Annotated in this window: 18 protein-coding genes; 11 read left to right on the top strand and 7 right to left on the bottom strand. The window is 70.6% G+C overall.

Annotated features, from left to right (window positions below; all coding sequences use genetic code 11):
- The first annotated feature begins 347 nt into the window (after positions 1 to 347).
- The 6 genes from ACWDR4_RS40765 (at position 348) to ACWDR4_RS40740 (ending at position 6,736) form a co-directional block, all read left to right on the top strand.
- Complete coding sequence (locus tag ACWDR4_RS40765) at positions 348 to 1,691, top strand: UDP-glucose dehydrogenase family protein (protein WP_450416056.1); 1,344 nt, start codon at positions 348 to 350, stop codon at positions 1,689 to 1,691.
- A 465-nt stretch (positions 1,692 to 2,156) separates the two neighbouring features.
- On the top strand, positions 2,157 to 2,837 hold the full coding sequence (locus ACWDR4_RS40760; RefSeq protein ID WP_450416055.1) for a hypothetical protein: 681 nt from the start codon (positions 2,157 to 2,159) through the stop codon (positions 2,835 to 2,837).
- Positions 2,834 to 4,201, top strand: a complete 1,368-nt coding sequence (locus ACWDR4_RS40755; RefSeq protein ID WP_450416053.1) for a copper resistance CopC/CopD family protein — start codon at positions 2,834 to 2,836, stop codon at positions 4,199 to 4,201. The genes ACWDR4_RS40760 and ACWDR4_RS40755 overlap by 4 nt, the downstream gene beginning before the upstream one ends.
- A gap of 27 nt (positions 4,202 to 4,228) precedes the next feature.
- Positions 4,229 to 5,329, top strand: a complete 1,101-nt coding sequence (locus tag ACWDR4_RS40750) for a cupredoxin domain-containing protein (RefSeq protein WP_450416052.1) — start codon at positions 4,229 to 4,231, stop codon at positions 5,327 to 5,329.
- Between the two features lie 133 nt (positions 5,330 to 5,462).
- Entirely contained in the window at positions 5,463 to 5,972 is a 510-nt protein-coding gene (locus ACWDR4_RS40745) for a hypothetical protein (RefSeq protein WP_450416051.1), read from the top strand.
- Complete coding sequence (locus tag ACWDR4_RS40740) at positions 5,969 to 6,736, top strand: cupredoxin domain-containing protein (RefSeq protein WP_450416049.1); 768 nt, start codon at positions 5,969 to 5,971, stop codon at positions 6,734 to 6,736. The genes ACWDR4_RS40745 and ACWDR4_RS40740 overlap by 4 nt, the downstream gene beginning before the upstream one ends.
- Before the next feature lie 6 nt (positions 6,737 to 6,742).
- Here ACWDR4_RS40740 and ACWDR4_RS40735 read toward each other — a convergent pair whose 3' ends face one another.
- Positions 6,743 to 7,207: a nuclear transport factor 2 family protein gene (locus tag ACWDR4_RS40735; protein ID WP_450416048.1), complete on the bottom strand. Its 465-nt coding sequence runs from the start codon at positions 7,205 to 7,207 to the stop codon at positions 6,743 to 6,745.
- 64 nt (positions 7,208 to 7,271) lie between these two features.
- The gene (locus tag ACWDR4_RS40730) at positions 7,272 to 7,781 is read right to left on the bottom strand and encodes a CGNR zinc finger domain-containing protein (protein ID WP_450416046.1); all 510 of its coding nucleotides are present in this window, start codon (positions 7,779 to 7,781) and stop codon (positions 7,272 to 7,274) included.
- A 110-nt stretch (positions 7,782 to 7,891) separates the two neighbouring features.
- Here ACWDR4_RS40730 and ACWDR4_RS40725 point away from each other — a divergent pair, with 110 nt between their 5' ends.
- Positions 7,892 to 8,251 carry a VOC family protein gene (locus ACWDR4_RS40725; protein WP_450416045.1) on the top strand — a complete coding sequence of 120 codons (360 nt, stop codon included), beginning with the start codon at positions 7,892 to 7,894 and terminating at the stop codon, positions 8,249 to 8,251.
- Positions 8,252 to 8,294: 43 nt separating this feature from the next.
- Entirely contained in the window at positions 8,295 to 8,699 is a 405-nt protein-coding gene (locus tag ACWDR4_RS40720) for a VOC family protein (protein WP_450416044.1), read from the top strand.
- 22 nt (positions 8,700 to 8,721) lie between these two features.
- On the opposite strand, the gene ACWDR4_RS40715 is transcribed toward ACWDR4_RS40720, so the two are convergent.
- Positions 8,722 to 9,870 carry a dipeptidase gene (locus ACWDR4_RS40715; protein WP_450416043.1) on the bottom strand — a complete coding sequence of 383 codons (1,149 nt, stop codon included), beginning with the start codon at positions 9,868 to 9,870 and terminating at the stop codon, positions 8,722 to 8,724.
- Positions 9,871 to 10,266: 396 nt separating this feature from the next.
- Here ACWDR4_RS40715 and ACWDR4_RS40710 point away from each other — a divergent pair, with 396 nt between their 5' ends.
- Positions 10,267 to 11,121: a helix-turn-helix domain-containing protein gene (locus tag ACWDR4_RS40710; protein WP_450416042.1), complete on the top strand. Its 855-nt coding sequence runs from the start codon at positions 10,267 to 10,269 to the stop codon at positions 11,119 to 11,121.
- Positions 11,122 to 11,157: 36 nt separating this feature from the next.
- Complete coding sequence (locus tag ACWDR4_RS40705; RefSeq protein WP_450416041.1) at positions 11,158 to 11,550, top strand: hypothetical protein; 393 nt, start codon at positions 11,158 to 11,160, stop codon at positions 11,548 to 11,550.
- Positions 11,551 to 11,787: 237 nt separating this feature from the next.
- Here ACWDR4_RS40705 and ACWDR4_RS40700 read toward each other — a convergent pair whose 3' ends face one another.
- The 4 genes from ACWDR4_RS40700 to ACWDR4_RS40685 form a co-directional block, all read right to left on the bottom strand.
- Entirely contained in the window at positions 11,788 to 12,003 is a 216-nt protein-coding gene (locus ACWDR4_RS40700; RefSeq protein WP_450416039.1) for a DUF397 domain-containing protein, read from the bottom strand.
- A gap of 127 nt (positions 12,004 to 12,130) precedes the next feature.
- On the bottom strand, positions 12,131 to 13,309 hold the full coding sequence (locus tag ACWDR4_RS40695) for a dipeptidase (RefSeq protein ID WP_450416065.1): 1,179 nt from the start codon (positions 13,307 to 13,309) through the stop codon (positions 12,131 to 12,133).
- Positions 13,310 to 13,314: 5 nt separating this feature from the next.
- Positions 13,315 to 13,872 (bottom strand): 5-(carboxyamino)imidazole ribonucleotide mutase, encoded by a 558-nt coding sequence (gene purE / locus ACWDR4_RS40690; protein WP_450416038.1) that lies wholly within the window; start codon positions 13,870 to 13,872, stop codon positions 13,315 to 13,317.
- A complete protein-coding gene (locus tag ACWDR4_RS40685; RefSeq protein ID WP_450416037.1) occupies positions 13,869 to 15,011 on the bottom strand; it encodes a 5-(carboxyamino)imidazole ribonucleotide synthase in 1,143 nt (380 codons plus the stop codon). Before ACWDR4_RS40685 ends, purE begins: the two co-directional genes overlap by 4 nt.
- A 144-nt stretch (positions 15,012 to 15,155) precedes the next feature.
- Between ACWDR4_RS40685 and ACWDR4_RS40680 the strand changes: the two genes are divergently transcribed.
- Positions 15,156 to 15,725: a GtrA family protein gene (locus tag ACWDR4_RS40680; protein ID WP_450416036.1), complete on the top strand. Its 570-nt coding sequence runs from the start codon at positions 15,156 to 15,158 to the stop codon at positions 15,723 to 15,725.
- Positions 15,726 to 15,783 lie beyond the last annotated feature (58 nt).

Here is a 15,783-nt window from a genome sequence, read left to right as displayed (position 1 = left end):
GCCGCGGCGTACGGCAAGATCTTCGCCTCGGCCAGGGAGCGGATCGCGTCGCGGAGCATGTCGTGCTCCTCGGACGGGCGGTACAGGTCGAAATCAGCCGATCCGGCCAAGGTCTCTCACGCTCCAAAGACGCTGCAACTGTATGACTGACGCTAACTACCGTTAAGTAACACGCTCGGTAACCAAATTTTAGGGGTCTGTCCACGTGAGTGATACGTGAGCTTGGCGACAGGGGGAGAACACGGGGGAAATCTGCCCGGTGAGGGGCCTCGAAACGCCCCGACTATGCTCGTCCATCGCACGTTCGACATGTGCCGCACGTCCCGCCCACACTCCAGGAGCGAGCCATGGCTCTCAAGATCACCGTGATCGGCACCGGCTATCTCGGCGCCACCCACGCCGCCGCCATGGCCGAACTCGGCTTCGAGGTGCTGGCGCTGGATGTCGTCGAGGAGAAGATCGACCTGCTGCGGCGCGGGCAGGCCCCCATGTACGAGCCCGGGCTCGACGAGCTGCTGCGCAAGCATGTCGCCGGAATCGAGGGGTCCACCGGGCGGCTGCGCTTCACCATGGACTGGGCCGAGGTCGCCGCCTTCGGCGACATCCACTTCGTCTGCGTGAACACCCCGCAGAAGCACGGCGAGTACGCCAGTGACATGTCGTACGTCGATACCGCGATCGAGTCCCTGGCCCCGCATCTCACCGCCCCCGCCCTCGTCGTCGGCAAGTCGACCGTGCCCGTCGGCTCGGCGGACCGGCTGGCCCGGACGATCGCCGGGCTCGCACCCGCCGGCGCGGACGCCGAGCTGGCCTGGAACCCGGAGTTCCTGCGCGAGGGCTTCGCCGTCCAGGACACGCTGCACCCCGACCGGCTCGTGGTGGGCGTCCGCAGCGAGCGGGCCGAGAAGCTGCTGCGCGAGGTGTACGCCACGCCGATCGAGGAGGGGACGCCGTTCGTCGTCACCGACTTCCCGACCGCCGAGCTGGTGAAGACCTCCGCGAACTCCTTCCTGGCCACCAAGATCTCGTTCATCAACGCCATGGCGGAGGTCTGCGAGGCCGCCGACGGGGATGTGGCCAAGCTCGCCGAGGCGATCGGGTACGACGACCGGATCGGCAAGAAGTTCCTGCGGGCCGGGATCGGCTTCGGGGGCGGCTGTCTGCCCAAGGACATCCGGGCGTTCATGGCGCGCGCCGGTGAGCTGGGCGCCGACCAGGCGCTGACCTTCCTGCGCGAGATCGACTCGATCAACATGCGCCAGCGCGGCCAGATGGTGGAGCTGGCCCGGCAGGCGCTGGGCGGCGGCCCCTTCCTCGGCAAGCGGGTCGCGGTGCTCGGCGCCACCTTCAAGCCCGACTCGGACGACGTCCGTGACTCGCCGGCCCTCAACGTCGCCGGGCAGATCCACCTCCAGGGCGGCCAGGTGACGGTGTACGACCCGAAAGGCATGGCCAACGCACGCAGGGTCTTCCCGACGCTCGCGTACGCCGACACGGCCCTGGAGGCCGTACGGGGCGCCGATGCCGTACTCCACCTGACCGAGTGGCGCGAGTTCCGCGAGCTGGACCCGGCGGCGCTGGGCGAGGCGGTGGCCCACCGGCTGATCCTGGACGGGCGCAACGCCCTCGACCCGGAGCTGTGGCGACGGGCCGGGTGGACTTACCGGGCTATGGGGCGCCCTACCGCCTGACGTTCATGACGTTCACTGATCGGGTTTTTCGCGGTCGCACGGAATTCCGGGCTTCGCCGAATTCCCAACGGTTGGTAAATTCCGGGGTGATCGTCGTGTCCGGGAGGGTCGCAATAAAGCGCGCCCCCGGGCGACCCAGCACGATTCAGCCCCGGCGGCCGACCGGGGCCCAAGGTGCGACGGGCCCGCGACCTGGCGGCATATGCCGTCTCCCCGAAATCCCCAGAACTGATTCGAATTCCATTCGAGCAATGTGTGGGAATTGCCGTTCCGTCTGCGCTGATTCTTCACGATCGCATTGCGCGTATTGACAGCGTTCTCGACCCATCTCACAGCGGGAACACCCCCGAAAGAGAGGTGGGCAACAGGCAGTTAACTGGCGCGTAGCCAAGCGGAATCCGCACCGCCCTCCAATGGTCCGCATTCACCGACCGGAATGACCGGACCATGCCAGGGAGTGTGACCATGCCCGTGTTCCGCAGGGCGGAGTGGCCCAGGGACCACCGTGACGAGTTCGTCGCGGGGGCCCTCGTCGGGGCGGTGGTGATCGTGCTCGGCTACGCGTCGGGCATCGGCGCCTCCACGGCCTCCGGCGCCGCCGAGGCCGCCGCTCCCCCGTCGCCGCTCCCCGCGGCCACGGCACCGCCGAACACCGCCCCGGGCGACTCGGGCGCCCAGGCACCGGGCAGCGGCATGGACATGGGCGGGGGCGGAGACACCGGCAGCGGCTGGACGGGCCAAGTGCCGGTCGGTAGCGGGGAGTTGCCGGTGTACGGCGACACGGGCACCGGCTCCGGCGACGGCACCGCCGGTCACGGGGGTCATACCGGGCACGGCACCTCCCCCGTCCCGCCCTCGACGCCCACCTCCCCTCCCGCTTCCTCCCCCTCCCCGTCCCCGTCCGACTCCGGGCCGCCCACCGACGACGCCACCTGCGCCGACGGCGAGGTACGGCTCGTGGCACCGCTCCTCACCGGCATCACCCAGCCGTTGTTCGGCCTCCTCAACGGCACGGACGCCGACGAGACGCCCGAACCGACGGCCTCCCCGTGCATCGGGCTCGCCCCTCTCTCCTCCCTGCTCGGCGGCTCTCCCTCCGCTTCGTCCTCCCCCTCCGCGTCCCCGCTGCCGGAGGCCACCCCGTGACCCGCCTCCGCAGCCTCCTCCCGCTCCTCCTCGCCGCGCTCCTCTGCGGCCTGGTCGTCGGCGCGACCCCCGCCGCCGCCCACACCGAGCTGGTCCGCTCGGTCCCGAAGGACGGCGCGAAGCTCGCCAAGGCCCCCGACCACCTCACCCTCACGTTCGACGAGCCCGTCGACCTCGCCGACGTACGCGCCATGACCCCCGCCGGCGACCGTCTCCCGGTCACGCGCCCTCCGCACACCGGCGCCGACACCGTACGGATCGCCACCGGCAGCCCGGCGAACGGCACGCTCTTCGTCGTCTGGTCGGTCGTCGACATGGAGGACGGCCACGCCTCCTCCGGCCGGCTCACCTTCGCCTTCGGTACGGCGGCGAGTACGGCGGCGGGTTCGACGGCGAGTACGGCGGGCGCCCAGGACCGCGGCGACGAGGCCGCAGCCGCATCTGCACCTTCCCCCTCGCCCCTGGTGCGGAAGGGCCTCGTCGCCGCTCGCTGGACCGGGTATCTCGCGCTGGCCGTGTTCGTCGGCGGGCTCGCCTTCGTCGCGCTGCTGTGGCCGCGCGGCGCGGAGGCGGCCCGGGCGCGGGCGCTGCTCACGCTGGCCTGGGTGTGCGGGCTGCTGTCGACGGTCGCGGCCATCGGGCTCCAGGGCGCGTACGTCTCCTTCGGCGGCCTGCGCGACGCGCTGCGCCCGGCGTCGTACACCGAAGTGCTCACCACCGAAGCCGGAGTCGCGCTCGCCGCGCGCGGGCTGTTGTGGGTGCTCGCGGCCGTCGTGCTGAGCGCGCTGTTGCAGGGCGGGGCCGCCACTTCCCGCTCGCCCGGCTGGCGGGTGGGCGCCCTCGCCGTGGCGCTCGGGCTGCTGCGGACGACCGGTATGCGCGGGCACAACTCCGAGGGCGGCGAACCGACTTGGGGTGCGGTCGCCGACCTCGTCCATCTGCTCGGGGCGGCCCTGTGGATCGGCGGGCTGGTCATGCTGACGGTGGCCGTGCTGCCGCGCCGCGAGCCCGTCGAACTGGCGGCGGTGGTGCCCGGCTACTCGCGGCTCGCCGCCTTCTCGGTCGCCGCGATCGCCGTCGCCGGGCTGGTGCTCGCGTGGCAGGTCGTGGGGTCGTACGACGCCCTGCTGCACACCTCGTACGGGCAGTTGCTGCTGGTCAAGACCGCCGTGCTCGGGGGTGTCCTGCTGGCCGCCCAGTGCAGCCGCCAGTGGGTGCGCACCCGCCTCGATCTCGCCGTGCTGCTGCGCGGCGACGCCGCCACCGTGCGGCCCTTCGGTTACTCGGTCGCGGCGGAGACGGGGCTCGTCCTCGTCGTGCTCGCCGTGACGAGTCTGCTGGTCACTGCCGATCCCGGCCAGTGAACTCTCCCTGAAAATCTAGGAGTTGCTTTGAAACGCACCGACGAAACCGGTGGGGCCGGCGAGCGCGCACCGCGTCGCGGGTCGCCCGCCGGGAACCGGCCCCTGCTGGTCGCGGGGCTCGGCGCGGCCTTCGCCGCCGTGCTCAGCCTGGGTCTGCTCCAGGCGGCCTCGGGCAGCACCACGGCCACCACCACCTCGGACACGGCGGCGGGCGCGGCTCAGGCGCCCGCAGCCGCAGCGGCCGAGGTACGGCAGGCCGCCGCAGCGGCGCCCGACCAACAGGTCGACATCATGAACAACAAGTTCGGCGACGGTAAGCAGCTGGTCGTCGAGGTCGGCGAGACCGTGCGCTGGACCAACCACGACAGCGTGCCGCACACGGTCACCACCACCAAGGGCCCGAAGAAGTTCGACTCGGGCACGCTGGCGCAGGGCGACTCCTGGTCGTACACCTTCACCACGGCCGGCACGTACGAGTACTACTGCGCGGTCCACCCGGACATGGTCGCGTCGGTGAAGGTCGTCGCGGCCGACAGCGGCTCGACGGGCGGCACCACGGGTGGGTCCACAGGGGGCTCGACGGGTGGTTCCACCGGCGGTACGACGGGTGGTTCCACCGGCGGCACCACCACCGGAGGTACGACCGGCGGCTCGGACTCGGGCGGCGGCAGCACCGGTGGGACGACCACCGGGGGCACCACCACGGGCGGCTCGACCGGCGGCAGCACCGGAGGTACGACCGGCGGTCCCGGGGGCGGTGACGGCGGCGACGAGCAGTGCGCCAGCGTCCAGGACGTGCTGCTGCCGATCCTCCAGCACATCAACGCCGCGCACCTGGAGCGGTCTCCGGGTCAGCAGGTGCAGGACGCGCTCGCGCTGGACTCGTACATCAAGCTGCACACGGTGTGGCTCGAGACGATCCTGACGCCCGCCCTCGAAGGCGGCGGCACGGTCCTCGACGACACGCTCAGTGTGCTGCTGAACCACATCAACTCGGCACACCTGGAGGAGTCGCTCGGGCAGCAGATCACCGATCTGCTCGACGTCGACAGCTACGTGAAGATGCACACGGTCTGGGCCGAGCACCTGCTCGCACCCACCGAGGACTTCCTCACCGGCAGCTGCTGACAGGGCTCGCCCCAGGGCTCACCGCGAGAAAAGGGACGCCGGTCCGGCCGAGGCTCAGTCGGCCGGACCGGCGCCTGCCCCATTCTCCACAACCCCGCCACACTTCGGGAACCGCTTTCCAAGGAGACCCGGGATGACAACCGTCACCCTGCCCACCGCCACCGCCGCCGTACTGCCGCTTCCCGGCCGGTACGCCGTGGCCCCCGACCGCTCGCTCGTCGAACTCACCACCTGGTACGGCCCGTTGCCCACCCACCGCCGACGCGTCACCCTCACCGACGCCTCCCTGACCGTGCCCGAACCCGACCCCGACCTGCTCGCCGAGCCCGAATCCCCCACGCTCCGCTTCGAGTTCGGGGACCTCGACCGGGCCAGAGGCACCACCGTCCTCGCCTCCGACACCGTCGAACTCCTGGACGGCGGACGGAAGTTGCAGCTCACCGGCGACCTGATCCTGCGGGGCGTCCGCTTCCCCGCCCTGCTGCGCCTCCGGGTCGTCGAGCGCGCCGACGACCGCCTGCTCGTCGTGGGCACGGCCCGGCTGCCGTACCGTCTCCTGCGCCGCGCGACCGGGTTCCGGCCCGGCCGGCTGCCTCGCCCGGCGACCCGGCTGCGGCTGCTGGTCGCCGCGGAGTTCGCGTGAGGACGGCGGGCAGGCCGCTGCGCAGGGCGGCCCTGGTCCCCGTACTGACCCTCGTCGCCCTCCTGCTGGCCCTGCCCGGACAGGCCTCGGCGGCCACCTACCGGGTCACCATGCAGGGGTACGCCTTCGCCCCCGCGACCCTGACCGTCCCCGCCGGTTCCACGGTGACCTGGACCAACCAGGACACGGCCCCGCACGACGTGAAGACCACCTCGGGCCCGGTCCAGATCCACTCCCCCATGCTGGACAAGGGCGAGAGCTGGAGCTTCACCTTCACGACGGCCGGTTCGTACGCCTACTACTGCACCGTCCATCCGAACATGACGGCCGGAATCACGGTCCAGGCACCGGCCCCCGCGACCTCGGCGGCCCCGACGCACTCCCACACCCACACGGAACCCACCTCGGGCTCGGGATCTGAATCGGAGCACCACGGGACAGGCACCGGGAGTGGGAACGGGACCGGTATGAGCCGGTCGACGGCATCGAACCGCACGACCGCGTCCTCGGCGGCGGCGAAGAGCCCCGGCGGGGATTCACCGACGCCCACCGCACCGACAACCGCGCCGCCGGCCGGGACGGCTCCCCAGGCCCAGCCCGCCCAGCAGCCCGCCACCTCCACCGCCACCGTCGCCTCGGTACGGCCGCTGGACCCGTTGCTGCTCCTGACGGGGATCGTCGCCGGGATCGCCGTACTGTGCCTGCTGCTGGTGGGTTCACGGGCCGCCGCGCCGCGGGGGAAGGGCGGCGGGGCCGAGAGCTGAGCCTGCCTAGGAGCGGGAGGAGCCGTCGCCGAGACTGGTGGCCACAGCCGGCAGACGGCCCATCGTGTGCGCGACGCGGAGTCCGTCCATGTAGTCGCGGACATGCACGATCAGGCCGTCGCGGACCCGGATCACCAGCAGGCCGGGGAAGCTGAAGGGGCGGCCGGTCGTGGTCACGGTCCCGGTGACGACCTGCTCGACGGTGATCACCTCGGGGTCCGTGCTGTCGTGGACGACGACGTCACGGATCTCCTTCGGCCGCGCCGGGCTCGCGCCCCAGGCCGCCCGGTATCCCGCGCGGACCTCTTCGCGGCCCTGGTAGCGCTCGGGCATGCCGGGGAAGAGGAACGGGAACTCATGGACGGCGTCGACCGCGTACAGGTCGGCCAGGTCGTCCGCGGACCAGTCGAGCATCGCCTGCTGATAGCGGACGAGAACGTCACGGGGATCAGGGTTACCAGGCTTCGGCATGACAGGGGGCTCCGTTCCGTCGCCGCGTGATCGCCGTCGCGATCGAACTCCTGCGCCCAGAAGCCTACTTCGCGCGATACCGCCGCATCTTCGCGCGCGCCCCGCACACCGACATGGAGCACCAGCGGCGCCTCCCGGCGGGGCTGCGGTCGTAGTACGCCCAGTGGCACTCGGGGAGTTCGCAGGCCTTGAGGCGCAGCCAGGTGCCGTCGGTGAGCGCCTCCGCGACGGCCGCCGCGACGCGGGAGAGCAGCGGGCCCTCGTCGGCGGCGGCGAGCCGGGCCGAGCCGTCCTGGTCGTCGACGGTGACCAACAGCGGTGCGCGGGAGAGCAGTTGACCCAGGGGCGTGACGGTGTCGTGCGGTGGATGTCCGGCGTGGGCCAGGCAGACGGCCCGCAGGGACTCCCGCAGCTCCTTCACGACCGCCAGTTCCGGCTCACCGATCCCCTCGATACCGAAGGCGACACGCCCCGCGACGGTGTCCAGCCCGTCCCAGCCCGTTTCCAGGCCCCGGGTGTTCACCAGGGCCTCCACGAGGGCCAGTCCCCCGGGCGCGGACGCGTTCTCACTCACACAGGTGACGTTACCTCCTAGGCATGGGCATGCGGTAACCGCTAGCGTGTGACCGTTACCTGATGAGCAGCATCAACAGGTAACAGAGAAGGCAACCAACGGAGGAAGTCATGCCCATCGCCAAGTTCGGCGCCGTCGTCCTGGACTGTCCCGACCCCGGTGCACTCGCCGCGTTCTACTCCGCGCTGCTGGGCGGCACGCCCGAGGTCGAGGAGGACTGGATCGACCTGCGGCTCCCTGACGGGCCGACGCTGGCCTTCCAGGCCGCCCCCGGCCACGTACCGCCGAAGTGGCCGTCGCCCGACGCCTCGCAGCAGTTCCATCTGGACGTGACCGTGGCCGACCTGGACACGGCCGAGCGGGAGGTGCTCGCGCTGGGCGCGAAGCCGCTGGAGACGGAGGACCGGGCCCGCTCCTTCCGTGTCTACGCGGACCCGGCGGGGCACCCGTTCTGCCTCTGCGTGAGCTGAACAGCCGAACAGACGTAAAGAGGCGTAAGGACCGGAGGAGCCCATGACAGCCCGGACACCCGTGGCCCGTTTCCGTACCGTCGTCGTCGACTGCCCGGACCCGCGGGCGCTGGCCCGTTTCTACGCGGATGTCGTCGGCGGTACGCCCGCGGACGAGGACCCGGAGTGGGTCGTACTGCACGTCCCCGGCGGGCCGCGGCTGGCCTTCCAGCGGGCGCCCGGGTACTCCCCGCCCGAGTGGCCGCGGGCCGACCACAGCTCCCAGCAGTTCCATCTCGACCTGGACGCCGGGTCCACCCGGGCGGAGCTGGACGCGGCACAGGAGGCGGTCCTGGCGCTGGGCGCCCGCCCGCTGGACCTGGACGACCAGGACGGGCAGCGGGACTTCAGGGTGTACGCCGATCCGGCAGGGCATCCGTTCTGCCTCTGCCGGATCGAGCGCCCCTGAGCCCGTAGGCCGCCGAGGCGGGTCAGCCGTCCAGTTCCGCGATCCGTGCCGTCGACGGCTCCCGGCGCTGCTGGGCCGCCTTGGCCGTGAAGTCGGCGTTGCGCAGGACGCGTTGGACGTTTCCCCAGGTGAGGAGGGCCAGGTCGGGCTCGGTCCAGCCGCGGCGCAGGAGTTCGGCGATCAGGTTCGGGTAGCAGGAGGCGTCGCCGAGTTCCTGCGGGTGGGCGCTGCCGGAGTCGTACGTGCCGGACAGGCCGACGCACTCCGGGCCCGCGACCGCACGGACGTGGTCGAGATGGTCGGCCACGTCACGGACGGACGGTCCGGTCTGCTCGGCCGTCAGCGGCACCAGGCACAGGCCCCCGGCCGCGCCCAGCTCGGCGAGCGCCTCGTCGGGCAGGTTGGCGGGGTGGGGGCGCAGGGCGCGGGCGGCGGAGCGGGTGCACAGGGCCGGCGCCTTGGAGATCCTGACGGCGCGGTGGATGGTGGCCGCGGAGGCGCCCGAGAGGTCGGCCAGCACGCCGAGCCGGTTCATCTCGCGGACCACCTCCTCGCCGAACCGGGTGAGCCCGGCCTCGCTCGCCCAGGACGTACCGGCGAGGGTGAGCACGCGCAGGCCCAGGGAGTGCAGGACGCGCAGGATGCCGAGCGAGTCGTCGAGGGCGGCGGCCGAGGCGGGCCCGAGCACGACGGCGACCCGGCCGCAGTTGCGGGCGTCGGTGACCTGTCCCGCGGTGCCCGCGAGCCGTAGCCCCTCGGGGTGGCTCCGGGCCACCGTCTTCACCAGGTCCAGCTGCTCCAGGGTGGCGCCGACGGCCCGGTCGCCGGTGAGCCCCTCCGGCAGGTGCAGCGCCCAGAACAGCGCGCCCACATGGCCGCGCCGCATCCGGGGCACATCGGTGTCCACGGTGCTCTCCCCCAGCTCCAGGTCGTACCAGGGCAGGTGCCTGAGCGCCCAGGGCAGCCCGCTGTAGCCGTCGGCGACGGGGTGCGCGGCGAGGATGGTGTGGGCGCGGTCGAGGGGGTCGGCGTCCGGGTCGGAGACGGGCCGGAAGCCGGCCTCCGCCGCTGTGTCGTCGTCGGGCTCCGGCAAGGGGACGGGCGGGGGAAGACGCGGGTCGAGGTCCCCGACCTCGGCTGTGGCTTGCAGTTCGTCCTGTAGGTCGGCCATGACGGGCTCCGTACGTCGTGATCTACCTCGTGATCGCAATACGGTCACCGTCGCACGGGGGCGAGGGGGCTTCCTGGTGGGCGGGGCGTTCGGGGGTACGCCGGGACCAGCGCTCGCTTCGGTCCACGCCACACCTGCCTCACTCGCACCACACGCCACACCCGTCGCTGGCCTCCATGTGACCTGCACAACTTCGGCAGTCGCCAACAGCTCCCGTCGATTAGACAGGTGTCGTTTGGGTACGCCCATTAAGAATGGCAGCGGCAAGCTTACATCCATCTGAGTGACGCCGATTCGAAGTGCGCTGGTTGACGTAACGCTAGTCGACCTACCAACGATGAAAGGTTCGGCACGACAGGTGCCTAAACGCCGCTGTCAAAATTCTTAGGGAGCATCATGCCCACGGCCGTGGACCCGAGTCTCAATCGCCGCAAGCTGCGACTGGCGCTGAAGACAGCCCGCGACAAACGCGGTCTGACGCAGCGCGACGCGGCCGACGCGCTCGAGTGGTCGCTGTCCAAGCTGATCCGCATCGAGGCGGGCACGGTCAGTCTGTCCGTCACGGACCTGCGCGCGATGCTCCTCGAGTACGGCGTGGATGACCCCGCGGTGGTCGCGGACCTGGAGGAGGCGGCCAGAGGCAGCAAGGGGCAGTCCTGGTGGTCCGCGTACAACGACGTCATCAGCCAGCCGTTCAACCAATATCTGGGCTACGAAAGCGCGGCGAACGTCATCCGGGGATACCACCCGAGTCTCATTCCGGGCCAGTTGCAGATCTCGGACTACATCAGCGCCCTCTTCGAGGTCGGTGAGCCCGTCGCCAAGGCCAGGCAACTCATCGACCTGCGGCTGGCCCGGCAGGAGAGGGCCCTCCAGGAGGACGGCCCCCGAGTCGAGATGATCCTGGACGAGGCCGCCCTGCGCCGCCAGATCGGCGGCCCGGCGACCATGCGGCGCCAACTGGCCTTCCTCAAGAGCCTCGTCACCGATCAGCGCGCCATCCTGCGAACCCTGCCCCTCACCGCCGGCGCGCACGCCAGCCTGGACAGCAGCTTCACCCTTCTGGGCTTCCGCGACGACGAGGACGTCGTGTATGTCGCCGGCCCCGGCGGCACGCTCACCAACAGGGACGACAGGGAACTGGTCGCCCGCTACCAGGAGTGCTTCGAGGATCTGCAGAACAAGGCACTCACCGAGGAGGACACGATGGCGCTCTTCGACGATCTGATCGAAAACATCCACCGCTCCTGACATCCAGTCAGTGTGCGCTTAGGCCCGGGGGACACCATGACCAGCGACGACGAGTGCAAGGGACCGGAGTTGGATCCCGGCCGCTCTCGCCGCCCCGGGCCCAGTTACAACATCTTCCTGGAGTCGGGAGCCACTGCCGACGAAAGGCCTGCCCGTTCGTCCGGTCCCCAGCGCGGACGCGGGCGGGCCGACGTTGACGACACGATCAGACTCCTGCGCAACCTCGCCGCCCTGGTCGTGTTCTCCTCCGCCACTCTCACTCTGGTGGCCTTCGCCGGCATCGGGATGGGCGTACCGCCCTGGTTCTGTCTGATTGTCGCCTTCGGCGGTGGGCCGCTCACGATCTGGGCGTTCGTCATGACCTTCGAGACGGTATGTTCCTCGCTGCCGGACGGACCAGAAGATCCACCGTCCAGTGGCGGGCCGTAGCCGGTGAGCGCACCCACCACCAGCCCGCCGCCGCGGACACCGCGAGCAGCACCGCCAGCCACATCACGAGCCGCATCCACGGACTTCCGCCCAGCAGTGAGACGCCCGCCCCGGCAGCCATGGCGAGCACACCGGTCACCACGCAGTACCCGGCCAGCCCGTGATACCTGGTCACCGTCTGCTGTCGGCGTTCGCCGCTCATCTCACATCCCGTACTCGGTCTGCTTCACCCGCACGTCACATGTGGTCCCCGTCTGCGGTGTCCTGGGCGAGGAACAACGCTATCGCCGCTCTCCAGGTATCCGCTGTAAAGCTCACTGACGTGCTGTCCGGTCGTTTCGAATCACGCACCCGCACCACCCCAGGGAGCACGGCAACCTCGCAGCAGTTCGGCTCCGGGTTAGCGCTGTAGCTGCTCTTCCGCCAGACGACGGCACCCCGATCCCCAGCCAACGCCGCCCCCTCCAACTCTCGCCCCGCTCCGAGAAACGCTGAACGCGCCTACGGTTCTTTACCCGTTGTGGCCACGGTTCAACAGACAGTCGTCTCTCTGGCGCGTTCTGAGGGGTTGGACCACCCCTCAGCCGTCCAGCCCCTCCAACGTGGCGTTGGACGGCCCCCGCCTCTCCCGCACCTCCCGTGCCACATCCTCCGCCGCCCCCAGCACCCGTACCGCGTTCCCCCAGGTCAGCTTGGCAAGATCGCTCTTCGACCAGCGCCGGTCGAGGAGTTCCGCGATGAGGTTCGGGTAGCCGGAGACGTCGTTCAGTCCGTCCGGGGTGAACGCCGTGCCGTCGTAGTCGCCGCCGATGCCCAGATGGTCGATTCCGGCCACCTCGCGCATGTGGTCCAGGTGGTCGGCGACCGTCGAGACCGTGGCGATCGGGCGGGGGTTCCGCTCCTCGAAGGCTTGGTGGATCTTCATCGCCTCGGGGGTCGTGGCGAGGTGGTGGAAGCCGTGGGCGCGCATGTTGTCGTCCGCGGCGGCCGTCCAGTCGACGGCGGCCTGGAGGACGAACTTCGGTACGAAGGTCACCATGGCCATCCCGCCGTTGACGGGCAGGCGTTCCAGTACGTCGTCCGGGATGTTGCGCGGGTGGTCGCACACCGCGCGCGAGGAGGAGTGGGAGAAGATCACCGGCGCGACCGACGTGTCCAGCGCGTGCCGCATCGTCGTAGCGGCGACGTGCGAGAGGTCGACCAGCATGCCGAGGCGGTTCATCTCCCGGACCACCTCGCGGCCGAACTCCGACAGACCGCCGACGCCCGGCTCGTCGGTCGCCGAGTCCGCCCACGCCACGTTGTCGTTGTGGGTGAGGGTCATATAGCGCACGCCCAGCTCGTACAACTGCCGCAGGGTGCCGAGGGAGTTGGCGATCGAGTGACCGCCCTCCGCGCCCATGAGGGAGGCGATACGGCCTTCACGGCGGCCCGCCTCCATGTCGGCGGCCGTCAGAGCGGGCCGCAGCTCGTTCCCGTACCGCGCGATCAACTGACGTACGCAGTCGATCTGTTCGAGGGTCGCGGGCACCGCGTCCGGCAGGTCCGAGCGGACGTACACCGACCAGTACTGCGCGCCGACCCCGCCCTCGCGAAGGCGCGGGAGGTCGGTGTGCAGGTGGGCGTTCTGGGCGGTGGCGATGTCGCGGGCGTCGAGGTCGTAGCGGACCTGTTCGCGCAGCGCCCACGGGAGGTCGTTGTGGCCGTCGACGACCGGGAACTCCCGCAGCAGTTCCCGGGCTTCCTCCAGGGAGGTCACGGACGTCACTTCCCGAAGCCGAAGCCGCCGCCGTTGCCCGCGCCGCTCTCGACCTTGGCGCGCAGCCGCTTGCCCTTCTCGGTTGCCTGGTCGTTCAGCTCCTGCTGGAACTCCCGCATCCGGCCGAGGAGTTCCTCGTCGTGCGAGGCGAGGATGCGGGCCGCGAGCAGGCCCGCGTTGCGGGCGCCTCCGACCGAGACCGTCGCGACGGGCACACCCGCCGGCATCTGCACGATCGACAGCAACGAGTCCATGCCGTCGAGGTACTTGAGGGGAACCGGGACGCCGATCACCGGGAGCGGGGTCACCGACGCGAGCATGCCGGGCAGGTGGGCCGCGCCGCCCGCACCCGCGATGATCGCCTTGAGGCCGCGCTCGGCGGCCTGCTCGCCGTACGCGATCATCTCGTGCGGCATGCGGTGCGCGGAGAGGACGTCGACCTCGTACGCGATCTCGAACTCGTCCAGGGCCTGGGCGGCGGCCTCCATGACGGGCCAGTCGGAGTCCGAACCCATGACGATGCCCACGACGGGGCCCGCACCGGGGTCTGCAACGGGGCTCATTCGGTGATCGTGCCTCTCAGGTAGCCGGCTGCGTGACGGGCGCGCTCCAGCACGTCGTCGAGGTTGTCGCCGTAGGTGTTGACGTGGCCCACCTTGCGGCCGGGCTTCACGTCCTTGCCGTACATGTGGATCTTCAGCTGGGGGTCGCGGGCCATGCAGTGCAGGTACGCGGAGTACATGTCGGGGTAGTCGCCGCCCAGCACGTTCGCCATGACCGTCCACTTGGCGCGCGGGCGCGGGTCGCCGAGCGGGAGGTCGAGGACCGCGCGGACGTGGTTGGCGAACTGGCTGGTGATCGCGCCGTCCTGGGTCCAGTGGCCCGAGTTGTGCGGGCGCATCGCCAGTTCGTTGACGAGGATGCGGCCGTCCTGGGTCTCGAACAGCTCGACCGCCAGATGGCCGACCACGCCGAGTTCCTTGGCGATGCGCAGGGCCAGTTCCCCGGCCTGGAGGGCCAGCTCCTCGTCTATGCCGGGCGCCGGCGCGATGACGGTGTCGCACACGCCGTCGACCTGCTGCGACTCGACGACCGGGTACGCGACCGCCTGACCGTGCGGGGAGCGGACGACGTTCGCCGCGAGTTCCCGTACGAAGTCGACCTTCTCCTCGGCCAGGACCGGGACGCCGGCCCGGAAGGGGTCGGCCGCGTCCGCCTCGGACCGGACGATCCACACGCCCTTGCCGTCGTATCCGCCGCGGACCGTCTTGAGGACGACCGGGAAGCCTCCCCCACTCTCGGCCGCGAAGGCGACGACGTCTGCGGGGTCCGTCACGATCCGGTGCCGTGGGCACGGCACCCCGATCTCGACGAGCTTCGCCCGCATCACGCCCTTGTCCTGGGCGTGCACGAGCGCGTCGGGGCCGGGGCGGACGGGGATACCGTCCGCCTCCAGGGCCCGAAGATGCTCGGTCGGGACGTGCTCGTGATCGAAAGTGATCACATCGCAGCCCTGCGCGAACGCCCGCAGTGTCTCCAGGTCGCGGTAGTCGCCGATGACGACATCGCCGACGACCTGCGCAGCGGAGTCCTGCGGGGTGTCACTGAGGAGCTTGAACCTGATGCCGAGCGGGATGCCCGCCTCGTGTGTCATACGAGCGAGCTGCCCCCCGCCGACCATGCCGACTACCGGGAACGTCACCCTCCAAGAGTATCGGCCCGGCCGCCGCGGCCTGATTACACGCCTGTGACCCCGTACACACAGGCGAGCCCCAGAGGGGGTGGTTAGCATGGCTGGGTTGACGAAATCCCACAGGGCGATCCCACAGACGGGGGCCGACAGACCATGGAACGTGGTTCCAAACGTGGTTCCGACGGGCGTCGTACGACGCCCCCGGGCGCCGTACGACGCCGCTTCGACCAGTTCGCGGCCGAGGTCGCGAAGTTCGGGGCGGTGGGCACGGCGGGGCTTCTCGTCAACCTGCTCGTGTTCAACCTGGTCCGCCACACGACCGACCTCCAGGTGGTCCGGGCGAGTGTGGTCGCCACGGTGGTGGCTATCTGCACGAACTACATCGGCTTCCGGTACTTCACCTACCGGGACCGGGACAAGAGCGGTCGTACGAAGGAACTGACGCTGTTCCTGCTGTTCAGTGCGGTGGGGTTGGTCATCGAGAACGGGGTGCTGTACGCGGCGACGTACGGCTTCGGGCTGGACAGTCCGCTGCAGAGCAACGTGTTCAAGTTCGTGGGGATCGGGGTCGCGACGTTGTTCCGGTTCTGGTCGTACCGGACGTGGGTGTTCCGTGCGCTGCCGGCGCGGGAGGCTGTGGCCAGTGCGGAGGCGTTCTTGGAGGAGCTCCCCGAGGGTGGGGCGATTCCTGGGCGGCGGGGTCAGCGGCAGCGGGTGGGTTGAGGGGTTTGGTTCGGTGCGGCGGCGTTGTGGCTGGTCGCGCAGTTCCTCGCACCCCTAA

Source organism: Streptomyces sp. NPDC000878 (genome assembly GCF_053599695.1).
Note: the sequence above shows the minus strand (reverse complement) of the source record. Positions and strands in the feature narration are given on the sequence as shown.